The following is a 22,236-nucleotide window of genomic DNA, read 5'->3' as shown; positions in this document are numbered from 1 at the left end:
CTACCGTCGCCTTTTTATTATTTTCTTCTCTTTTGTATACCTCTCTCAGCCCGTTTTTTAGCTGTTTTAATTTTATAATCAAACCATTTTTGATTAAATATCTTACGCATAGTATCATCAAAGTGTCGGGTGACAAACAAGTTTCTTGCCCCTTTCACCTTCTCGCTAACAGAGTTTGCTAATGCACGCACAGAAATTGAATAACCTTCAGTCTCATACTGTATATAATGCCACCAACCAGCAGGCATATACAATGTTTCGCCAGGGTTAATAACAGCTTCATATCCATCTAAATACTTCAAACCCGGATATTCATCTATACTACTAGACTTTAAGTTCGCTATACTATGAAAGTTATAAGGTAACTTATACATCAAATCGGATTGGTCGTTTGGAAATAACCAAATCCGCTTTGCACCCTGAAACTGAGATATAAATACATGCGACATATCGATATCAAAGTGGTTACGTGTAGCAGACCCCTCTCCTCCAAAAAACATATAAGGCAGCCATTGTAGGACCTTACCTCCTGTAACATCATTGAACAGCACATCGTTCTTGAGCTCTGGACGTAATTTGATCAAATTAAAAAGAAAAAGACGAAGCTCCGTAGGCTTTGAACTAATTAGATCTAAATACTCTCCAAAAGTCATGCGCCCTACAGGAGGACTTGCGGCATGGTTTTGAGAATCTTCTTCCCTACCATAAATATCGACCATTTCATTACCAGCTATTTCCTTGAAATAATCATAGCTCCATTTCTGCCAACAAGGACTATCACTGCGAATAAAATCTTTTATAAGAACAGGATGTCCATTTTTAAGATATTCTTTATTGAATTCTTCTGGAGATATACCTGATATGCTTTTTACGGGTTTTAATTTCACGAATGCTATATTTTACAAGTACCTAAACAAAATTAAAAAAAAATATTTCTAATAATCCTGCTTGAAAGCCTATAAAACTATATATTTTTTAGACAAAAGCAATCTATTAGAAATATTTTAAAACAAATATGACACTAGTCACATTATGTCTAATAAGACCATAAGTCTTGCTCGTAGTCCATCAACGACTTCTTAATGCGCTCTGACTCAAAAAGTCTAGCTAAGCCATCCTCTACATAATCCTTAATTCTTAAATCTTCCGGATTCGATTCTTTGACAATGTAACTTGAAAACATTCTTTTAATAAAAACATCATCATAACTCAAGCCAGTTGCATCATTATTCCTATTAACTACTTCTCGATTGACAAAAATATGTCTAGCTTCCGGGAAATAAATCCAAAAAGCAGGAGTAGGATCGATCTGACTAACAAAATCATTATTAACACTCGGAATATCAAGTACAGGAATATCCTCTTGGACATTTGCAGTACCCCCTGTCGACTCAGGTCTAACAGCAAACGGATCAAATGGGTCGTAATCAAGCTGCTCCCCAGACGAACTAGTGCCAGATACACCTGCAGAATTAGCATCCATACCTGGTATTTGTGGTGTAATTAATGGAGCAATTCCTATAATACGAGGTTCAAAAACAGAACGTTGCTTATCAAAGATCCAATCCTCTTTAATTCGAAATTTAATAACATTTTCTCCACTGAAGGCTCGTGCTTCATAGCGTGACGAGATAACTTCATTGTTTTCATTATACTCTTCAACTAATATACTATCACCTCCAAACCGAGCCATAACTTGATCAGTTGGTAAAATATTTTTAAAACTATCCCCATTCGGATCATTCTCAGTTGGTGTAGGATCATATGCTGTAAGCTCACCCTTCATTATAGCCTCCATAATGATATCCATTAGCCTAGACTTAGGAGATAAAAAAGCCTTATTCATTTTCTCCCGAAGATCTATTTCACGCCATACTCGTTTTGAATAAGCAATATCAGCCTGTCGTACAGTAGCATAAGGGACAACTTTTCTACTCGCTATATCTTCCTTAGCCAAATAACCATCTACAGGTGGCTCGTCAGCATGAATAGGTTTTGTACTATTTGATAAATTCTCCTGCTGTGCAAAAAGCATAGAAGAATAGGCTATTGTCAACATTGTAAAAACTATCCTTTTCATCTCTATAAAATTATATTCAAAAGTACTCAAACCAAAAACATACAATTAAATTCCTATTTAAATAATTATAGTTTTTTAATTTGTCACTCGAAACGTAATCGGATCTAAATTCTGAGCTACGCCATCCGGGCCTACACCAACGATATCATATATCATGACGACACTTCCAGGCGTAGCTGCCCCTAATCCCGTCTTCATTTGAGCAGAAAATGAAGCTCCCGAAGATTGGTAAGGACCAATAGGATCTACCCTTGGCTTGGCGATATACATATTAAATTTCGAAATATTGAATTTGGCATCAAACTCAAAATTATCCAAAGAAGCTGCTACAACATTCTGACCTCGCAATTGAGCTGCAGATATTGGACCGCCAACTTTCCCTGCAACACGCGCAGTAGGTTTAGGAATACGTTTTACCCGAAATTTCGAACTCCCTATATTTTGTTCTTTTCCATCGATCTTAGCAGCCACGTTCACGGTAGCTTCACCTGTATTACTAACTTTAGCAACATACCCACTTCCTGATCTGCTTACAGTAACACCAGTACCTGTAACAACTAAATTTTCAGCAGGAATACCTGGAGCAGATACAGACAAAGGATTGTCAACACCGATATACAATACATTCATAGCGTCTGGTGAGACCACAGCAGATGGTTTAGCAACCTGATAAGTCATTGGCTCTGTTTGATATGTTTTAACAGTACCATCTGTTTGCTGAACTCGAATTGTACCTTGCCAAGAAAAAATCCCTGGAGTACTCGTATTCACCTGATAGGTCCCCTGACCATCAGATACAGACAGATTGCTGCCTCCAACCGATATTTCAGGGCTTGATTTAGAGTCATAGGCCGTTAAAAACACTTTTGCAGTATAAGGCTGTCCTTGTATTAAGTACGAGGTCGGCGCAACAGCTACTGCAGCAAACTTATCCAAATTTACTACAGCTTGATCCATTTTACCAAAAATATGTTTTACGACAGCAGACTCAGCATTTTTAGCATCAGCATTGATCTTTTCTAACGCTGTAACTGCAGCCGTTAGCGGAATTCCGTCGCCGAAATTAACATCTTCCCAACTCTTTTTAACTCCAGCCCTAGGCTTAGGATCAGAAGCGTCCAAAGAAATATTAACTTCATTATTAGTCAATTTAAGGAGCTCTTCTTTAGTCGACACAATTAAATCACGCAATTCCTTCCCTCGGCCTTCGTTAATCATTAACCGTGTTGCAATATCTGTCGAACTTCTATATTTCACATCACCAGTATCCTCATCTAAACCTCCTCCTTCACTACTTAAAAGCGTTTCTAGTTCCTTAACTTTTCCTGTTAACTGCCCAACTAAAGCTTGAGCTTTCTCAGCCTTTTCTAATATAGGCTTAGCCCGTTCCGGGTTTTCCTTCATTTTAGTCTCACGGAAAGCCATAAACATATTGTCTATACCTGCTTGTGTATTCTGTGTAGACGTATTTAAACTTTCTCCCAAATTTTTAAAAGCGTCTAAAATCGAATCGCTTACATTTAGTGCCACTAAACCTAGTAGTACTAAATATAATATGCCGATCATCCGCTGTCTGGGAGTCTCTCTTTTACCTGCCATAATGTTTTACTTCAAATTATACAATACATCAATAAACAAAACCGTCCTTAATTAACGGTTTGTATTCATCGCGGAAAGCATATTACCATATATAGCATTCAGAGAGGCTAGATTTTTATTAAATGTGTTCACCTGTTCTTTAAACTGTTGCATATCCGTTGAAGACTCATTAAAAGCTTGAAGATCTGTAGCTGCTTTTTCAAAAGCACTGCCTAACTGTGCCGCCCCTGTCGATGCAGCATTTAATCGCTCAGCAAATTGGTTAGTAGCCGCAGCTGTATCAGCAACTTTAGATATAGAAGCAACCTTGTCTCCAAAAGAACGAAGACCATCGCCTAGATTCCCTATCAGATTCTCATCAATTTTAGCATCCTGAAGTAGTTTATCCAATGCTGCGGTGTTACCAATAGATACCGGCTGAGCAGATGTTCCTACATGTGCCGATCTGACAGGCAACTCTCCATTAAAATTCTCATCCAACTCAGGATACACTCTCGTCCAATCCGGTTCAGGTTCTGACTGAATAAAACCCATCACAAAAAATAAAACGGCTTCGACAGCTAAACCGATACCGATCATCCACTCGCCTCCTTTAAAGTGAAGTATTTTAAACATTAAACCTGTAATAACTACAGTCGCTCCCCAGTTAATTAGCGTATTAATTCCGAATCTAAATTTTCTTTTCTTTGCCATTATTTTAGCATGTATTATTATGTTATAGTTTTATCTTGTTGAAACACCAGGGTACTTCGTTATAGAACGAAATCCTATATAAGATTTTGCCGTATCTTGATACTCATACTGTCTGGAACCGTTTTGTAAAAACACACCGATATCTTTCCACGAACCTCCACGAACCACCTTCCGCTTTAAGGCTTCGGGATCAGAGCTTTTAGCATCATAATTATACGTAGGGTTCATGTCATGAACAAAATTATAAGCTGACTCATTATAACTAGATTGCGTCCATTCAGCCACATTACCTGCCATATTATATAGACCGAAATCATTTGGCCAATACGAATAAACAGGAGCGGTATAAGCAGCACCATCATCAATGTAATTTCCACGCCCTGGCTTGAAGTTTGCCATCAAACAGCCACGTGCATTACGAGCGGAAGGACCACCCCAAGGGTATTGCGTACCTACTTTGCCTCCACGAGCTGCATATTCCCACTCAGCTTCAGTTGGCAGTTGATAAGGTAAGCGTGTAGCCTGCTTATTACTAGCAGCAGCATTATTAAACAATCGTGTTCGCCAAGTATTAAAAGCTTGCGCTTGACGCCAAGTAACACCCACTACTGGATATTCATCGTAAGAAGGATGTGAAAAATAGCCTTCAACCATGGGCTCATTTTGTGCATAACTAAAATCATTCAACCAGACAGTAGTATCGGGATAAATTAACATGGTATCCCGCATAATAAAATCAGATCTCGATTTTGATTTATCGTTCTTTGCTGCTGTCGCCGACCGTAGGTCATACCATTCAAAATGGTACTTTAACAAACGGACATCCAACTCATTTTTACCAAAAATGCGATCTTCACCCTGATAGAACATACTGGAAAGCCGTTCTTTCGAGTTCTCATCTTTAGTTTTCCATGGCGAATTCGAACGAACTTTTTTCCAATCTATAAATCGCTCACCATTCCCAGCATCAATAAAATAACTATCATCACCTAGAAAGTTATATATTAAAATCGAATCACGAACCCAAAATACAAACTGCCGATATTCACTGTTCGATATCTCGGTATCATCCATGTAAAATGGAGCAATAGTCACTTGTCGGCTTTGCGCCGTTTGTGAAAAGGTAATATCTTCATCAGATTGATTCATTATAAAAGTGCCGCCTGGTATTAGCACCATACCATGCGGTGTCTTATTTGCTTTTAATTTATCTAATCTTACACCTACTAATTCTCCCGTATTCGAAGGCCCCTTACAGCTCGTAAGAAAAACAAAAAACAAACTTAGCAAGACCAAAAATCGGTATTGATTATATTTCATATATGTATAATCTGTTTTTAACTATCATATGGCATATCCATATATCTTATGCATGTACATTATACTATAAAAGACAAGCTGTTTCACAATTCCTCATGTCTGTATGCAATACTTATATAATTTCATCTATTATGTAAGAAACCTACTCCCACATTTTAATCAACTAAACAGCATAAAACTCTTTATAAGGTAACTAACCAGCAATTACAAAAACTAACAATTAGCTCTTAATAAACGGTATAAAGATATAAATAAAGTGCACATTATCACAGTCTATTATAACCCAACGACAAAGTGCGTAAAGTTACGCAGCAAAAACATAAACAAGAAAAAAGTTACACTTTAAAATATAAAATATGTAAACTCTTTACTACAAATCATCTATTAGGTTTTTTCCTTTCAACGGCCTTGCACCTATTGTCCTAAAAAAAGCAGCTTCAGAGCTGCTTCAAATTTTACTTGTTAACGTTTTTAATATAATGCTCAACAGCCATTGTCATACTGGGTGCTTCTGGCGTAGGAGCTGGTATATCCAAAATCAAATCATGCTTTAATAACTCCTGCTGAGTCGAAGCTCCGAAGGCAGCAATTCGTGTTTCTTTCTGTTTGAAATCAGGAAAATTTTCAAACAACGATTGAACACTAGAAGGGCTAAAAAAGACAATAACATCATAAAAAACCTTCTCTAAATCTTTAATATCACTGATCACAGTTTTAAAGAGCACAGCCGGTGTAAAATCATACCCATTATCTTGAAGCCAACGATGTGTACTTTCATTAGCAACATCAGAACATGGAAACAAGAACTTCTCCTTTGTATGCTTTTTCAAAACATCCTCTAGATCCTTTGGAGATTGTTTCCCAAAAAAAATCTTACGTTTACGGTATTGTATATATTTTTGCAAATAAAGCGCAATGGTCTCCGAGATACAGAAGTACTTCATTTCGGCAGACACATCATGCCGCATCTCTTCACAAACCCTAAAAAAATGATCAACAGAATTCTTACTGGTAAAAATAACAGCAGAATAATCTGCAAAATTTATTTTCTCCTTCCTTACATCTTTAGCTGAAACTCCTTCTACATGAATAAAACCTCTAAAGTCCAGCTTTAGGTTATACTTTTCCGCCAAGGCAAAATAAGGTGATTTATCATTTTCAGGTCTCGGCAAGGTAACTAAAATGCTTTTTACCTTCTTGGCTCTTGCTACATCTACTTGCATATTGAATTTTTTATTTGCTCAATGTTTTAACCAATATTAAAATCGGCGCTACTTCAAGAACGCAAAGATACAGAATTAAATAAAATACTGAAAACCTAAGATTCCCAAAAAGACCAACAAATGTACGTAAGAGCCTATATAGGAACAAGATAGAGGCAACAACAGAAAATAAAATTAATATTAACTTAAAGTATGTAACCGGAATAAAAAGAACAAGGAGCAAAAAAGGCATTAAAATCAACATACTGTTAAAGTATACCAAATACAAAACTGCTATATACTCCCGAGCCATCTTCTTCAACTCGAAAACAAAGGACAAAAACCTAATCATTAAAATTTTCGCTATAAACAATACGGCGACGATTAAAGAGGTTCTCATATAACTTTCAAAATTCAGTATATCATAATTCAAAAAAGAAGCATTTATTACAGTGATGAACAGACCCAAAGCTAAACTGAATATGAAGTATAAAGTCACATAGGGCCAAGAGGTCATCATATTATCCTCCTTACTAACCTGTTGCAATAGACGCTCATTAAAACAGGCACTTACTATCACATCAAAATCCAGAGGGAATAATAACTTAACAATTGCTAAGGCGCAAAAAAGAATAAAAACAACAACTAAAACCCAAATGGGGCGCACCGTTTTCTCTATCCCACTCAATGACATAAACTTAACACGCTCAACATCATACTGCTTCAATGTCTTGAAATAGTCGACACTTCTATCTAAAATACTATCAGCAAAAGCCTTAAGCAACTTATTCTCCCGATCATTAGGGGGGTATGCATAATTAAAATTATCAATAAAACTAGAATCTCTCCCGACAGATTGTTCAACACTTTGCACTAATGAAACCTCTTCGTGCGAAGCACTTGCTATACCTCTAGTAACAAACAGAAACAAGATTATAGTTAAAAAAAACTTTCCGAACAGATCCATTAAAAAATATCTTACTTACTTTGTCGTAAAGTTAAAATAATTTGTAACGCTAAAGAAACAAAAGATGAAAGCAACTCCAAAAAGGTGCAGCTGGTGCGGAACTGATGAGCTATACATTAAATACCATGACAATGAGTGGGGGAAATTTGTTCAGGATGATCAGATTCTATATGAATTCCTCATCCTCGAGGGAGCCCAAGCAGGATTAAGCTGGATAACCATATTAAAGCGAAGGGATAGCTATGGACTTGCATTTGCAAATTTCGACTTCAACATAGTAGCAAATTATACACAAGAAAAAATTGAAGAACTTCTCTCTTCCAGTAACATCGTGAAACATCGAGGAAAAATAGGCTCTGCTATTACGAACGCGAAGTTATTTATCGAAGTTAGAAAAGAATATGGGTCTTTTTTCAACTATTTATACAGTTTTATGCCCAACAACAAACCAATACTTAACAATTTCGATTCCCAAAGCGAAGTACCAACTAGAACCAAAATCTCTGATTCAATATCTAAAGATATGAAGAAACGAGGTTTTAAGTTTTTCGGGACGACTATTTGTTATGCATTTATGCAAGCAGTAGGTATGGTGAACGACCACATAAGCTCATGCCCGTTCAGATAGTAAAAAGAAACGATCCTACTAATATTTTCTTACCTTTGTAAAAAAAAATAATATGTCTGTAAAGATCGGTGAACATATTGACTTAGGAGAGTTTCCATTACTACTGGCGCCCATGGAGGATGTCAGCGACCCTCCATTTCGCTTTGTCTGCAAACAAAATGGAGTAGACATGATGTACACCGAATTCATATCATCAGAAGGTCTTATACGTGATGCTGCCAAGTCACGACAAAAACTTGATATTTTCGAGTATGAACGTCCGATCGGTATACAAATTTTTGGTTCCGACATCGAGAGCATGAGGCAATCTGCAGAAATATGCACCATAGTACAACCCGACTTAATTGACATAAACTATGGCTGTCCAGTAAAAAACGTAGCTTGCCGTGGCGCAGGAGCTAGTTTACTGCAAGATATTGATAAAATGGTAGCGATGACCAAAGCCGTGGTAGATGCCACACACTTGCCCGTAACAGTCAAAACACGCTTAGGCTGGGACGACAATACTAAAAATGTATACGAGGTTGCTGAGCGACTGCAGGACATAGGTATCAAAGCCCTTTCAATACATGGGCGCACAAGAGCTCAAATGTATAAAGGGCAGGCAGATTGGTCAATGATAAAAGATATAAAACGCAACCCAAGAATACAAATACCCATTTTCGGGAATGGCGATGTAGATTCCGTAGAAAAAGCCGCTGCCTGGCGTCAAGAATATGAAGTTGATGGTATTATGATTGGCAGAGCATCTATTGGCTACCCTTGGATCTTTAGAGAAATCAAACACTTTTTCCAAACAGGAGAACGTCTAGAAGGTCCGACGATCGCTGAACGCGTAGAAGTTTGCAAAACACACCTAAATAAATCCATACAATGGAAGGGAGACAAGACAGGCGTCTTTGAAATGAGAAGACATTACGCTAATTACTTTAAAGGCATTCCAAACTTTAAAGAATACAGAACACTTTTAGTAAGCTTGCAGAAACACGATGACATTCTCGAGGTACTGGAAGAAATTAAAAACAAATTTGTTGCTACAGAAGCGATACTATAATTTCTAAAAATCACTTTTACGAAAAACTTTTAAGGCAACATTTTTCTCAAGAAATATTACTATAACAATAAAAAACAGAAACAATAGATTGCTCCACCAGAAGTCACTATCTAAAACATAAAATATAAAAAACGAAAATACAGTCCCTGAAAACACATACAGAATATTTTTCATTCTGTGATATGGAATAGGATAGTTCTTTTGCCCCCAAAAGAACGATATAAACACCATACAAGCATAAGCAACTGTTGTAGACAATGCAGCCCCGAGATAAGAATATTCGGGAATAAAGATAAAGTTTAGAATAATCGTAATCACAGCGCCTATACCTGATATATACAGCGCATATCTTGTTTGATCTGATAGTTTATACCAAACGGAAAGGTTCATGTATATACCCAACAAAATGTTATTAAACAATAAAACTGGGATAATAAACAAGCCCGACCAATATATTTCCTTTTGTTCTGCAGTACCTCTTATAAAATGCTTGAGCCACTCCATATTTGCGGAGACACCTATCATAACCACAACCATGGCTATAATAAAGTAATCCATAATTAGGGCATAAGTTTTTCTTGCATTTTCATTCTTCGCATACGAAAAGAAAAAAGGCTCGACACCTAATCTAAAAGCTGTTACAAATAAGTTTAAAAAAACTGCAATTTTAGCGACGGCACCATAAACTCCTAACTCTCTTTCTCCCTCAACTCCAGGCACAAGTTTAAGAAACATCATTTTATCTAAATGCTCATTAATAATAAATGATATGTTAGCAATCAAAATAGGAAAACTATAATTGAGCATACTCCACAGAAGCCTCTTATCAACTCGCCATCTAAAATTACGTAATTGTGGAATAAGGAAAAAAAGAGTTGCAATACTAGCAATAAAATTTGCAATGAACACATTACCTAGCCAACCTTCATTATACCAAGAGTGGGCGAAATTTTGCCAAAATATAGACTTTTCGATCAGCGCAGGCAACAAATAAAGTAAAAATAGAATACAAAAGATCTGAACCAAGATGTTAACTAGCTTGATAACACCATAACGAATGGGACGCCCATCCGATCGAAGTCTAGCAAATGGCACTACAGCTAAAGCATCCGCGACTAATATTCCGGAAAAAACTTTCACATAAAATAGGTAATCCTGTGTCTTTGCTACACTTTCGCTCCCCCCTAACCAGATTGCAATAGGCTCTGTAAAAGCAAACATGGTTAGTAAAAAAAGCGCGCTGGTTACGACAGTGATTAGAAAACTAGTATCAAAGACGCGATCCTGATCTTTCTTATCGACGCGCTGTAGATATCGGAAGTAAGTAGTCTCCATACCAAATGCTAAGACAGCATTTAGCATAGCTGTATAAGCATAAAGATGAGTGAAAATCCCGTAAACTTGCGCTGAAAACTTAGCTACAAAAAGAGGTGTTAGTAAAAAATTAAGAACACGAGCGACTATAGTAGATAATCCATATATCATCGTATCACTCAGCAATTTTCTTAAGGCAGACACAGAAATTTATTTTACTTTTTTAACAATCTCGAAATTTCTATACCCCTTAAAATCCCCTTCCTCGACACTTACTTCTTTTACCTCTGCACGATCTGGCCCTTCATTACAAAATTCTAAAAAAGACTCTAATGAAAAAGCGTCGCCTTCAGCTTCAATGTACACAGACCCATCAGCCAAATTTGAAACAATACCCTTCACACCTAATTGATCAGCTACAGCTTTAGTAGTCACTCGATAATAAACGCCTTGCACTACACCTAATACTCGTATATTTAAATGCTTCATACGAAACAAATGTAAGCAAGAATTTTTGAAGAATCTAAACGATTCTCTTAAGAGTTACTTTATCACTTAAGCGAAGATTATTCATTCCTTCCAACAATACCAAACCTGGTTTTTTCCCAACTTCAATGGAACCTAATATTTCATCTAAGCCTAAGGCCTCAGCTCCGTTAATAGTTGCCCATTGTAAGACCTGCAAAAACTCTAAACTTGGGTTTGACTCTACTAATACTTTTAACTCTTCTAAAATAGACAAAGTATCATTTGACGCCAGGCTGTCCGTTCCTACAATAACCCTATTTTGGTTAGGGATGAAATTCAAAATTTTCGGCAATCTTTCTTCTATATATAAATTTGCCTTTGGACAAACACAAAGATATACATCTCGCCCCTGCCTACTAATAAAGTCTAAATCCTTCGCAGAAGTGTAGGTATTATGCACTAATATCAGCTTGTTAGTTTTGGGCGTATAAGGTAAAAAAGACTGAATAGAGTTTCTTGCTTGCGCTTTCATTTCATCTACATTTATACCCATATCAGCATAAAACTCTAAAAACTCACCCTCTTTGTATCTAAATAGTTTATTCTCTTCCTCACTTTCTTGATTGTGCACACTTAAAATATTCTCTTCACTAACGACTTTACGCAGCACTTTAAAGAGCTCTTTCGAACAGGAGTATGGAGCATGAGGTGTAATAGAGGTGTGATTAGCATTAAAATAAAATTCAACATCACGAGCTGCATCTATTCGGTCTTGAATATCGTCCTTATTGATAGCCATGATTTCTACAAATGTATGGTAAAATATAGGACTTTTTTCTTTAACAACAGATGAGACCTCCGTGTTGACATGATCTCCAACAGCCTGTATACCATTTCTAAACATTAAAGCATCAGCCTCTTCCATTTTAGAAATCACTTTCTTCTTATCAACAGCTCGCGTCTTCATAACGCTAGCAAGAAACTTAGGGAGACCTTTCCCCTTAGGCGTTTTACCTAACATATGAGACAACTCAAGATGACAGTGCGCATTAACAAAACCTGGCACCAAAACTCCCTCATGATGTTCTTTATTGACATCCTTAACAACAGGATCATCTTGTTCATAAACACCATTAATAGTTCCATCTTTGTCAATAGCGACTACTCCATTTTTAATGAAGCCTCCCTTGACCGGAACAACAATACTTGCTGAAATAAATCTCATACCCCAACTTTAATATTAAAAACTAATAAACACAAAAACTAAATTATGAAAAAGGGATCATAATATCGTCGGCAAAATAGCGCATAGACCACGCTATTGCAAATATATAAATTTTACTGAAAGAATTATAATATTTATTAATAAAAAGTTTTTTTAACCACTTTGTTAATTGAAAAACAACTTTGTTAACAGGTATATTATAGCTACATTTGCCCCTATCGTAAGGGGTGCCTTGTTTTATTAAACACAAATTAAGGCTGAGATTACACCCGGTTCTGTAGTTCACAGAACGCACCTGATCCAGATAATGCTGGCGTAGGTAGAGGTTAGTTAAATTATATGGCTATTGCGACCCCTTTGCATTAGTTATTTAACTTTTTATCAAAATAAAATGACAAATTTTTCCATGAGCATCACCACGGTAATGCTTTTATTCTGTATGAGCACATTCGGACAAAACTCCGTTTCCATTAACATAACAGGTGATAATAAAAACCCTTTAAGTAACGTATCGGTGATACTTGGTGAAACGGCGAAACAAACCAATCACGAAGGCAAAGTAATCTTTAATTCAATCTCTACAGGAACACAAAAAATTAAAATTTCTCACATAGGTTACAGGCAAATAGATAGTCTTATTCAAATAACTAATAACCCTACTTTTCACCTACAACTTCAAAAGAATCATATACGTACAGAGGAAGTGCTAGTTACCGCAACCCGGGCAAAAAACAATGCTTCTACAACTTTTAAAAACATTGATAAAAGAGAAATTGAACGTAAAAATATCGGACATGACATACCTTTTTTACTAAACCAAACCCCTTCTGTAATTGTTAGTTCTGATGCAGGGAATGGCATAGGATACACAAATATCACAATTAGAGGCTCAAGCAACGAGCGGATTAATGTGACGCTCGACGGAATACCTCTTAATGATGCTGAAAGTATGGGCTCTTTCTTTGTCAATGTTCCGGATTTTGCTTCTAGCGTACAAAATATACAAGTCCAGCGGGGAATTGGGACTTCAACAAACGGAGCGGGCGCATTTGGTGCTTCTCTTAACATGCAAACAAATGCAGTGGAGGAAATTCCCTATGCAGAACTTAACAACTCCTTCGGTTCATTCAATTCTTGGAAAAACACTCTTAAAGTAGGTTCTGGACTTATTAATAATAAGTTCGCATTCAATGCACGACTCTCCCGTATAGCATCTGACGGATATATTGAAAGGGCTAGTTCTGATTTAAAGTCCTTTTATGTAGATGGGGGCTATTATGGCAAAAAGCAAACATTGAAAGCCACCTTATTTTCTGGAAAAGAAAAAACCTACCAGGCTTGGTATGGCACACCAGAACCTCTACTTTTATCAAATAGCGGACGGATGCACGACTACGCAACTAATGCTTTAGGATTTAAAAAAAACACAGAGACATACGATCGTTTTATGAACGCCGACCGTAAGTACAACTATTATACCTACGATAACCAAACAGACAATTATACACAAACACATGCCCGCTTACATTACAGCAATTACATCTCCGAAAATTTAAACTTTAGTGCTGCATTACATTATACCCGAGGCAAAGGTTACTACGAAGAGTTTAGAGAAAATGACAAACTAGCTCACTATAAAATTCCTCCTGTTTTAGATGGAGCTGATTCGGTCAAAAAATCAGATTTAGTACGAAGACGCTGGCTTGATAATCATTTTTATGGCACTACATACGCTCTTAATTACCAACCGAACAGCAATTTAAAGTTAACATTTGGAGGCGCATACAACCAATATCGTGGAGAGCATTATGGAGAAGTTATTTGGTCAAAACACTCCTCTCCAAGCATGTTGGGAGAAAAATATTACTTCAATGATGCAAAGAAATATGACATGAGTATATATGCAAAAGCAGACTACACGCTAGACAAATGGTTGTTGAATCTGGATATACAATACCGGAATCTGCATTACAAAACTAAAGGTGAAGATGATAAAGTAAAAAATTTAGATATACATGATGATTTAAATTTTCTTAATCCAAAAGCAGGAATAACCTATTTAATAAACACAAATAGCCATGTATACACTTCCTATGCTTTTGCTAACAAAGAACCAATACGAAAAGACTATGTAGAAAACCCATTAAATGAATTCCCTAAACCAGAGAAAATGAGCAATATCGAAGCGGGCTATAGGTACACCTCTTCAGAAATAAATATTGGAGCAAATCTATACGGCATGTTTTATGAAGATCAACTGATTCCTACAGGAGCTATAAATGATGTAGGTAGTCCAATACGTCAAAATGTTGACAGAAGTTACCGAATGGGAATCGAAGTAGATGCTGGATGGAATATTAATCGCTACTTTACTTGGCGGGCGACAGCTGCACTAAGTGATAATAAAATCAAGAATTTTAAGGAATATGTCGCGGTTTACGACAATCAGGGAAATAACACCGAACTAAAAGAGATTACATATCACAAAACAACCATTGCCCTTTCCGCATCAAACATACTATCTAGCGAACTGCAATTTAAGCCTACAGAAGGTTTGGAATTGGGCCTACAAACAAAATATGTTTCTCGCATGTTTCTTGACAACACAAACAGTAAAGAACGAAGTATTGCCCCATTTACAACCACCAATTTCACATCAAGATACAGTTTTTCTGCGCTGGGCTTAAAGAAAATAGATTTGTTTTTACATGTAAATAATATTTTAAATGAAAAATATGCAGCTTCAGGCTATACCTGGGGTTCTATGGATACAGATGGAAATCGTTCCTATTATAATTTTTATACACCACAGGCCACAACAAACTATATGCTTGGCATGAATGTAAGATTCTAACTCTTACTTAGAAAAATCTAGATCAATGAAGGCGGTTAAAAAGCGAACCGCCTTCATTGATTTAATCAACTTGGTTTTGATTTTTGCGGATATAATTTTACATTTAACTAATGCGAGCGGTAATACAACGAGTATCCCGTGCCAGTTGCACGGTCAATGAAGAAATAACAGGCACTATAGAGCACGGTCTACTCGTATTATTAGGAGTAGAAGAACAAGACACTATAAGTGACATGAAATGGCTAGCTGAGAAAATTGTCAACTTACGAATATTTAATGACAGTCAGGGATTAATGAACAGATCTTTATGTGAAGTTAATGGAAATATTTTGCTAATATCCCAATTCACTTTATTTGCACAAACAAAAAAAGGAAACCGTCCATCTTTTATACGCGCTGCAAAACCCGAAATAGCAAAGCCTATGTATGATCAAATGGCTATCTATTTAAATGAACTAATGAATAAAAAAGTGGCCTTAGGTATATTCGGTGCAGATATGCAGATCGAGCTCTGCAATGACGGCCCTGTAACTATCATAATGAACACACAAGATAAAAACAACTTTTAAAATAAATTAAGATGACTATTGAAGAAGCTCAAAAATTAGTAGATAAATGGATTAATAGTACAGGAATCCGCTATTTCAATGAACTAACCAATACAGCTATACTTATGGAAGAAGTCGGTGAAATAGCCCGAATTATGGCTAGACAATATGGTGAGCAATCGTTCAAAAAATCAGATAAAGATATAGACCTTGCAGATGAAATGGCTGATGTGCTTTTTGTATTAATCTGTCTCGCTAATCAAACAAATATAAACCTAACAGATGCTTTGGAAAAAAATCTAATAAAAAAATCTATCCGTGACGCAGACCGACACAAGAATAATGAAAAGCTAAAATAAAACTAATCTATCTCTATCTCAGCAAAAAGAGGTAAGTGGTCCGAAGCATAAGTTTCATCTAGTGTAGTATAAGAAAGCCACTTAAAATTCGTTTTACGATTCAACATAATATAATCTATTTCGGTAGACGCATCAATATTGGGAAAAGTAGGTTGATTCAACTCCGTGTTACGTGTAAATTTTTCTTCAAGCAACCGTATAGGGGCACTATCTGGCTTGGCATTCAAATCTCCGACTAAAATTAAAGGTCTAGAATACCATTCTGCCAATTCGTTAATATATGCCACCTGAGCCAGTCTATTTTCTTCATATAAATCTAAATGTGTGTTTGCCAGCGAAATAATTTCACCACCAGGCATCTCGACATCAATAATAGCCAAAGATCTGTTTTCACTTTCTCTTGGCATAGGCAAATCATAGCGCCGCTGGGCAACAACCTTGTGCTTAGTTAAAATAACGACACCATATTCTCCTTCTTCCAAATCTATTCCTTTCGAGAAAAAATAATGCATTCCGGTAAGTTCTGCCATTTTTTTCGCTTGATCTTGATTTAGCGAGCGTGAAACGTTAACATCCACTTCTTGAACACCTACTATATCTGCATCAGAAGCTTTAATAACCTTTGCGATACTTTCCAGATCTATCTTATTTGGCTCAGACGGTGGGTTAGCATGATGTATATTGTAAGTAAGAATTTTGACACGCTGTGCATAAAGTGTAGATACACCCAAAAATAAAATAGTAATTATAACAATTTTGTATTTATACATAATGAACATTGACTTATAAATCAAAAACATATTTCCTTTTAAAATCGGATAAGAACCTTTCTACAATTTATTCAGATTATTATCTAAGCTGCTAATAAGCATGTTAAAATTAAGAAATATATACCGTATATCGTTTATAAATTCATTATTACACTTTGACAAGCTCCTGCTCTTAATTATTCTAGATACCGAGAATCGATCTTTTTATTTGCCTTTGCACCTAAAGTTTTAAGATTCTCTATTTTACGAATTACGTTTCCTCCACCCGACGAGAGTTTTTTCATCGCTTCAGTATGCTTTTCAGCAGCTTTATTTAAGTGAACTTCAATCTGCTGCATGTCTTGTAAAAAGCCCACAAACTTATCATAAAGTGCACCTGCTTCTTTAGCTATTTCTAAAACATTACGATTTTGCCGTTCCTGTACCCATATACTAGCTATAGTACGCAAACTTGCTAATAAGGTAGATGGACTAACAATAACTACCCGTTTATCCCAAGCTGTAGAAAAAATATCAGGTTTTTCACGTACAGCCAAACTCAATGCAGACTCTATTGGCATAAAAAGCATTACAAAATCTGGAGATTCTATTCCATATAATGCATGATAATTTTTAAGCGACAAATCCCGGACGTGAGCTTCAATAGATTGAATATGCTGCTTTACAGCCTGCTGTTGTTCTGCCTCATCTTCCGAATTTACCCACCTCTCATAAGCGACTAATGATACTTTAGCATCCACTACCAAGTGTTTATCTTCTGGCAATAAAATAATTGCATCAGGTATCTTCCTACTCTCATCTTCTTTATGCACAGACTGTAGGATATACTCTTGTCCTTTCGTCAACCCTGACCTTTCCAAAACACGCTCTAAAATCACTTCACCCCAATTTCCTTGCTGTTTATTATCTCCCCGAAGCGCTCTCGTCAAGTGATTTGCTTCTTCTTTTATTTGCAAACTCTGCTGCATCAACTGCTCAACAACTCCTTTCAGAACATTTCGTTCAGCAGCTTCTTGCTGATAAGTACGCTCCACTTTTTCTTCAAAAGATTTCAACTTATCCTTTAGTGGATCCAAAATCAAACCTATATGCTCTTGATTAACTCGTGTAAACTTAGCGGTCTTCTCTTCCAGTATTTCATTTGCCATTTGTTGAAACTCTAGTCGAAATTGCTCTCTAAGCTCTGCTACTTCTTTGCGCTGTTCTTGAAATTTTTCTTGTTGTGCCTGTAAAAACGCATTGGTACTCTCTAGTGTTCTTTCTATAGACAATCTTTCATTTCGCTCCTTTTCTAACTGAATTTCTAAAAACTGATTACGTTCAACAAGTAAACGTTCTCTCTCAGTTAGCTTCGTTAAATCTAAAAGTATACTTTCTCGCTCCTTTTGTAAACTTTCATAAACCTTAGCATTAATTTGATTTCGTCTCTCCCAAAGCAACAATCCGACAATCACCAATAAAACACCTGATATTAAAAAAAACAACACATCCATAAATACATTATTGAATATTGAAAACCACCACAACCACGGTCTCTACTGTAGTTTCTGATGAGTTTTCCACCAAATATCAGGCATATCGCCATCCACAGCGGTTTGATAGTCTTCATAACGACAAGGCACCCAGTAATAACGTTCATTGACGGACTTAGAACCAAAGTAGGGTACTTGCATCCACCAACGATCAGATTTTTTACTTTTCACAAACACCAACTCATAATCTTCATTCGCAAGTGTAGTACGATAAATTATATAACTTGATTTTGGAATTAAAGGAGCATCATTTTTACGATTGTAATAGCCATCTATAAAACACCAAATCATTTGAGCTAATAAGCTTGCTGTATGCCCCATAGGATCAAAAGTGGGATTAAACTCATAAAAGCCAATTGACGAACACTTATCGGACATACCTGCATATCGTGCCAATTGACAGGCTTCATCTCCATAAAGCCCATTAGGCCATGCATTCGCATTGCCAGGGGCTTCGGACGCACGTATAGATCCAATATCAAAGCTTATCATATCAGCAGCACGGATAAGCGGCTCAGCTTGGTCCAACTTACCTGACATCATTCCTATACGCATAGTTGTAAAAAATAGCTTATCATACATATTGATAGATTCCTTACTAGCAAGATATGTCTGATAGGCCAAATTGCTTAAGTTGAACAGATAATCTGGCTGGTGCAAAATAATATGATTTAGAAAAGTATTGGAGCTAAGTTCAGTTTCTTCCGCATTGTCTTGATCTAAATCAAATTTTGCATCAATTACTGCCACCTCAACCCGTTGTTCTAAACCTTCATAACCTAAGTATTGTGCATACGTAAGATCTTGCCCCCCCCCGATAATTACAGGAACAATATCATTTTTCACCAACTCTTCTACAACTGTTTTAAGCGCATAATAAGTGTCTCTAATAGTAGCACCCGCTTGAATATTCCCCAAATCTGCAATACGCACTTGATAATCGCCTTGATACAAAGAGTAGAAATACCTACGCACCGCATCCGCAGACTTTTTTGTTCCTTCATTATTTACGGCTCCTCTTTCTTCTTCTACTCCTACCAGAGCTATTTGAGGTTTGACTTCAGCATCTTCCAAATCAGGAAATGAATCCGTGTAAACTTGCACAACCTTCCCGAACTGAGAATTATAATATCCATTACTTCCTGAAAATTCAGAAAGATTTATAGGAGTAAAAAAATCAACTAATGACATAGTATATGAAATATTATTTTAGAGAAAACAGAAACAATGTAAGCAGTATTTCGCAAATATGCATTTATTAAGCTATTTTTGAAAAGAATAAGTTATCAACAATTATATTAACAAGTGATACTAGTAACAGGAGGAACAGGTTTTTTAGGTGCTAGATTAATCAAGCTTTTGATTGATGATGGCGTAGCATTAATTGCCACAAAGCGTGAAAGCTCGATAATCCCTGCTAGCTTGAAATCTTCGAGCTTAATTCAATGGATAAACGCCGACATTACAGATTACTTTACATTAGCTGACTTGTTTCCAGGCATAACAGAAGTATATCACTGCGCAGCTTTAGTATCTTATCAAAAGGCAGATAAAGTTAAAATGTTGCACACCAATATTGAAGGCACTAAACATTTGGTGAATCTATGCATCGAATATAACGCTCGTTTAATACATGTTAGCTCGATTGCAGCACTTGGTGTTAGCAAAAAAAACGAGCTTGTTGATGAAAATAGTAAATGGGACAGTGGGTTAAAGCACTCTAATTATTCTATTTCAAAATATGAAAGCGAAATGGAAGTCTGGAGAGGGGTGGCTGAAGGTCTAAACGCTGTAATTATCAACCCTTCACTAATCATGGGAAGCGGTACGGAAGGGAAAGGCTCAGGAGCAATATTTAACGTCATAAAAAAAGGGCTTAATTTTTACCCATTAGGCAGTGTGGGTATTGTTGATGTAGAAGATGTTGCTAAAATATCGATTATTCTCATGAATAACACAGAAATAAGAGGCGAACGCTTTATACTTAACAGCGAAAATGTAAGTCATAAGAAACTCACAGAGCAAATCGCCATATTATTGAACAAAAAACCACCAACAACTAAGGTTTCACCATTTATGCTTAATGTCGCATGGAGATTTGCTAAGATTTCATCATTTTTTACAGGCGAAACCCCTGCCTTAACAAAAGAAACCGTCCAAGCAGCTTCTTCAAGATTAGCTTATTCTAATGAAAAAATTACAAATAAAATAAATTATACATTCAAACCTGTTGAACAAACACTAACAGAAATGAGTATAAATTTCAAATAACAATAAACATCAAACTAAACCACCGTGAAAAACTATTACATCATTGATTTCGACAGTACATTTACACAAGTCGAAGCATTGGATGAATTGGCTATGATTTCGTTAGAAAATCATCCCAATCGAGAAAAAATATACCAACAGATTGAAGACTATACCAACCTAGCAATGGAAGGCAAGATTTCCTTTAGAGAAAGTCTTGCGGGACGTGTCAAATTGTTAAACGCTAATAAAAGCCACTTAGATAAACTTGTCTTACGGCTTAAAAAGAAGGTGTCTCGATCATTTGAGCGAAATAAAGATTTTTTCAAAAAAAATGAAGACACTGCTTGGATTGTTTCTGGAGGGTTTAAAGAGTTTATAACACCAGTGGTCACACCGTACCACATCAAAAAAGAAAATATTTATGCCAATACCTTTAAGTTTGATGATGCTGGAAATATTATTGGTTATGATGAAAATAACCCTTTGTCAGAAGAAGGCGGCAAAGTTAAATTGTTAAAAGAATTAAATATTGAAGGCAGAATTTTTGGAATAGGAGATGGTTATTCCGACTTTCAACTAAAAGAGTCGGGCTTGATTGAAAAATTCTTTGCGTTCACAGAAAACATCTCACGTAAAAGTGTAACAGAGAAAGCCGATCATATAACACCAAGTTTTGATGAATTTCTATACGTAAATGATTTACCTAGAGCGATATCTTACCCAAAGAATAGGATACTGTGTCTTATCGTCGGCGATGTACCTGCAATAGCAGTCCATATATTAAAACGTGACGGATTTTCTGTTCGTATTAAAGACTCTTTTGAGGAAAAATACACAAAAGACGTAGGCCTCTTATTATTGGGTCAGGATATAACCTTGAATGACGAACAACTATCCAGAGCTGATAAACTTAAAACTATTGGCTACTTAGGTGAATCTAAAGAAAAAATAAACCGGGAGCTATGCACGGAGAAAGGCATTGTGATCTTCGATGATAAAAAGAACAAAAAACGTAACGCCGAGTTTATTCCACGGAGAATGGCCGACTTTATCAATAACGGCGATACCGATATGAGTCGCAATTTCCCTAATCTTACTTTACCGAAACTTACCCACGCACATCGGTTGTTACACATTCACAAAAATGTTCCTGGTATTATGGCGCAGATCAATAATGTATATGCTGAAAACAGTGTCAACATTATCTCTCAATTCTTAATGACAAGAGGGAATATTGGCTACGCTGTAACTGATATTCATTCAGCCTACGACAAAAAAATGCTCCGACAGCTCAAACAAATCGATAACACCATTAAATTTAGAATATTATATAAGTAAAAAAAACTATGCGGCTTAAGCCGCATAGTTTT

The 22,236-nt window shown here is 36.3% G+C and carries 20 protein-coding genes; 7 read left to right on the top strand and 13 right to left on the bottom strand.

Annotated features, from left to right (window positions below; all coding sequences use genetic code 11):
• Positions 1-17: 17 nt before the first annotated feature.
• From ORI89_RS15320 to ORI89_RS15290, 7 genes are all read right to left on the bottom strand, one after another.
• Positions 18-887, bottom strand: a complete 870-nt coding sequence (locus tag ORI89_RS15320) for a cupin-like domain-containing protein (RefSeq protein ID WP_268231384.1) — start codon at positions 885-887, stop codon at positions 18-20.
• Between the two features lie 149 nt (positions 888-1,036).
• Complete coding sequence (porN, locus tag ORI89_RS15315; RefSeq protein WP_268231383.1) at positions 1,037-2,080, bottom strand: type IX secretion system ring protein PorN/GldN; 1,044 nt, start codon at positions 2,078-2,080, stop codon at positions 1,037-1,039.
• A 75-nt stretch (positions 2,081-2,155) separates the two neighbouring features.
• Positions 2,156-3,679: a type IX secretion system motor protein PorM/GldM gene (gene porM / locus ORI89_RS15310; RefSeq protein WP_268231382.1), complete on the bottom strand. Its 1,524-nt coding sequence runs from the start codon at positions 3,677-3,679 to the stop codon at positions 2,156-2,158.
• Positions 3,680-3,730: 51 nt separating this feature from the next.
• On the bottom strand, positions 3,731-4,372 hold the full coding sequence (gene porL / locus ORI89_RS15305; RefSeq protein WP_268231381.1) for a type IX secretion system motor protein PorL/GldL: 642 nt from the start codon (positions 4,370-4,372) through the stop codon (positions 3,731-3,733).
• Positions 4,373-4,402: 30 nt separating this feature from the next.
• Positions 4,403-5,692: a type IX secretion system lipoprotein PorK/GldK gene (porK, locus tag ORI89_RS15300; protein ID WP_268231380.1), complete on the bottom strand. Its 1,290-nt coding sequence runs from the start codon at positions 5,690-5,692 to the stop codon at positions 4,403-4,405.
• A gap of 455 nt (positions 5,693-6,147) precedes the next feature.
• The gene (locus ORI89_RS15295; RefSeq protein ID WP_268231379.1) at positions 6,148-6,915 is read right to left on the bottom strand and encodes a uroporphyrinogen-III synthase; all 768 of its coding nucleotides are present in this window, start codon (positions 6,913-6,915) and stop codon (positions 6,148-6,150) included.
• Between the two features lie 10 nt (positions 6,916-6,925).
• On the bottom strand, positions 6,926-7,825 hold the full coding sequence (locus ORI89_RS15290; protein ID WP_268231378.1) for a DUF4271 domain-containing protein: 900 nt from the start codon (positions 7,823-7,825) through the stop codon (positions 6,926-6,928).
• A 100-nt stretch (positions 7,826-7,925) separates the two neighbouring features.
• Here ORI89_RS15290 and ORI89_RS15285 point away from each other — a divergent pair, with 100 nt between their 5' ends.
• Together ORI89_RS15285 and dusB are read left to right on the top strand one after the other, a co-directional pair.
• The gene (locus ORI89_RS15285) at positions 7,926-8,489 is read left to right on the top strand and encodes a DNA-3-methyladenine glycosylase I (protein ID WP_268231377.1); all 564 of its coding nucleotides are present in this window, start codon (positions 7,926-7,928) and stop codon (positions 8,487-8,489) included.
• Positions 8,490-8,541: 52 nt separating this feature from the next.
• The gene (gene dusB / locus ORI89_RS15280; protein WP_268231376.1) at positions 8,542-9,543 is read left to right on the top strand and encodes a tRNA dihydrouridine synthase DusB; all 1,002 of its coding nucleotides are present in this window, start codon (positions 8,542-8,544) and stop codon (positions 9,541-9,543) included.
• A gap of 3 nt (positions 9,544-9,546) precedes the next feature.
• Here the strand turns inward: dusB and ORI89_RS15275 are convergent, their stop codons facing one another.
• The 3 genes from ORI89_RS15275 to ORI89_RS15265 are packed head-to-tail and all read right to left on the bottom strand — an operon-like array spanning position 9,547 to position 12,550.
• Positions 9,547-11,061, bottom strand: coding sequence for an MATE family efflux transporter (locus tag ORI89_RS15275; RefSeq protein WP_268231375.1), 1,515 nt, complete (start codon positions 11,059-11,061; stop codon positions 9,547-9,549).
• A gap of 6 nt (positions 11,062-11,067) precedes the next feature.
• The gene (locus ORI89_RS15270) at positions 11,068-11,346 is read right to left on the bottom strand and encodes an acylphosphatase (RefSeq protein WP_268231374.1); all 279 of its coding nucleotides are present in this window, start codon (positions 11,344-11,346) and stop codon (positions 11,068-11,070) included.
• A gap of 34 nt (positions 11,347-11,380) precedes the next feature.
• Positions 11,381-12,550, bottom strand: a complete 1,170-nt coding sequence (locus ORI89_RS15265) for an amidohydrolase family protein (RefSeq protein WP_268231373.1) — start codon at positions 12,548-12,550, stop codon at positions 11,381-11,383.
• Between the two features lie 391 nt (positions 12,551-12,941).
• Here ORI89_RS15265 and ORI89_RS15260 point away from each other — a divergent pair, with 391 nt between their 5' ends.
• The 3 genes from ORI89_RS15260 (at position 12,942) to ORI89_RS15250 (ending at position 16,311) form a co-directional block, all read left to right on the top strand.
• Complete coding sequence (locus ORI89_RS15260; RefSeq protein WP_268231372.1) at positions 12,942-15,404, top strand: TonB-dependent receptor; 2,463 nt, start codon at positions 12,942-12,944, stop codon at positions 15,402-15,404.
• Between the two features lie 110 nt (positions 15,405-15,514).
• Positions 15,515-15,973 (top strand): D-aminoacyl-tRNA deacylase, encoded by a 459-nt coding sequence (gene dtd / locus ORI89_RS15255; RefSeq protein WP_268231371.1) that lies wholly within the window; start codon positions 15,515-15,517, stop codon positions 15,971-15,973.
• Positions 15,974-15,984: 11 nt separating this feature from the next.
• Positions 15,985-16,311: a nucleotide pyrophosphohydrolase gene (locus ORI89_RS15250; RefSeq protein WP_268231370.1), complete on the top strand. Its 327-nt coding sequence runs from the start codon at positions 15,985-15,987 to the stop codon at positions 16,309-16,311.
• Positions 16,312-16,313: 2 nt separating this feature from the next.
• On the opposite strand, the gene ORI89_RS15245 is transcribed toward ORI89_RS15250, so the two are convergent.
• The 3 genes from ORI89_RS15245 to ORI89_RS15235 form a co-directional block, all read right to left on the bottom strand.
• Positions 16,314-17,081: an endonuclease/exonuclease/phosphatase family protein gene (locus ORI89_RS15245; protein ID WP_268231369.1), complete on the bottom strand. Its 768-nt coding sequence runs from the start codon at positions 17,079-17,081 to the stop codon at positions 16,314-16,316.
• A 176-nt stretch (positions 17,082-17,257) separates the two neighbouring features.
• Positions 17,258-18,574: a DNA recombination protein RmuC gene (locus tag ORI89_RS15240; protein ID WP_268231368.1), complete on the bottom strand. Its 1,317-nt coding sequence runs from the start codon at positions 18,572-18,574 to the stop codon at positions 17,258-17,260.
• Positions 18,575-18,616: 42 nt separating this feature from the next.
• Entirely contained in the window at positions 18,617-19,804 is a 1,188-nt protein-coding gene (locus tag ORI89_RS15235) for a formimidoylglutamase (RefSeq protein WP_268231367.1), read from the bottom strand.
• Positions 19,805-19,918: 114 nt separating this feature from the next.
• Between ORI89_RS15235 and ORI89_RS15230 the strand changes: the two genes are divergently transcribed.
• Positions 19,919-20,884 carry an NAD-dependent epimerase/dehydratase family protein gene (locus ORI89_RS15230; protein ID WP_268231366.1) on the top strand — a complete coding sequence of 322 codons (966 nt, stop codon included), beginning with the start codon at positions 19,919-19,921 and terminating at the stop codon, positions 20,882-20,884.
• A gap of 24 nt (positions 20,885-20,908) precedes the next feature.
• Entirely contained in the window at positions 20,909-22,204 is a 1,296-nt protein-coding gene (locus ORI89_RS15225) for an HAD-IB family phosphatase (protein WP_268231365.1), read from the top strand.
• Positions 22,205-22,236 lie beyond the last annotated feature (32 nt).

The sequence above is a fragment of the Sphingobacterium sp. UT-1RO-CII-1 genome (assembly GCF_026711005.1).
In the GTDB taxonomy this organism is placed as follows: domain Bacteria; phylum Bacteroidota; class Bacteroidia; order Sphingobacteriales; family Sphingobacteriaceae; genus Sphingobacterium.
This window is presented reverse-complemented; position numbering and strand designations above follow the sequence as displayed.

Excerpts from the sequence above, each read along its gene's own strand:
- porK (WP_268231380.1), bottom strand. The coding sequence starts at position 5,692 with ATGAAATATAATCAATACCGATTTTTGGTCTTGCTAAGTTTGTTTTTT.
- dusB (WP_268231376.1), top strand. The coding sequence starts at position 8,542 with ATGTCTGTAAAGATCGGTGAACATATTGACTTAGGAGAGTTTCCATTA.
- ORI89_RS15250 (WP_268231370.1), top strand. The coding sequence starts at position 15,985 with ATGACTATTGAAGAAGCTCAAAAATTAGTAGATAAATGGATTAATAGT.
- ORI89_RS15295 (WP_268231379.1), bottom strand. The coding sequence starts at position 6,915 with ATGCAAGTAGATGTAGCAAGAGCCAAGAAGGTAAAAAGCATTTTAGTT.
- ORI89_RS15240 (WP_268231368.1), bottom strand. The coding sequence starts at position 18,574 with ATGGATGTGTTGTTTTTTTTAATATCAGGTGTTTTATTGGTGATTGTC.
- ORI89_RS15235 (WP_268231367.1), bottom strand. The coding sequence starts at position 19,804 with ATGTCATTAGTTGATTTTTTTACTCCTATAAATCTTTCTGAATTTTCA.
- porL (WP_268231381.1), bottom strand. The coding sequence starts at position 4,372 with ATGGCAAAGAAAAGAAAATTTAGATTCGGAATTAATACGCTAATTAAC.
- dtd (WP_268231371.1), top strand. The coding sequence starts at position 15,515 with ATGCGAGCGGTAATACAACGAGTATCCCGTGCCAGTTGCACGGTCAAT.
- ORI89_RS15270 (WP_268231374.1), bottom strand. The coding sequence starts at position 11,346 with ATGAAGCATTTAAATATACGAGTATTAGGTGTAGTGCAAGGCGTTTAT.
- ORI89_RS15260 (WP_268231372.1), top strand. The coding sequence starts at position 12,942 with ATGACAAATTTTTCCATGAGCATCACCACGGTAATGCTTTTATTCTGT.
- ORI89_RS15285 (WP_268231377.1), top strand. The coding sequence starts at position 7,926 with ATGAAAGCAACTCCAAAAAGGTGCAGCTGGTGCGGAACTGATGAGCTA.
- ORI89_RS15265 (WP_268231373.1), bottom strand. The coding sequence starts at position 12,550 with ATGAGATTTATTTCAGCAAGTATTGTTGTTCCGGTCAAGGGAGGCTTC.
- ORI89_RS15245 (WP_268231369.1), bottom strand. The coding sequence starts at position 17,081 with ATGTATAAATACAAAATTGTTATAATTACTATTTTATTTTTGGGTGTA.
- porN (WP_268231383.1), bottom strand. The coding sequence starts at position 2,080 with ATGAAAAGGATAGTTTTTACAATGTTGACAATAGCCTATTCTTCTATG.
- porM (WP_268231382.1), bottom strand. The coding sequence starts at position 3,679 with ATGGCAGGTAAAAGAGAGACTCCCAGACAGCGGATGATCGGCATATTA.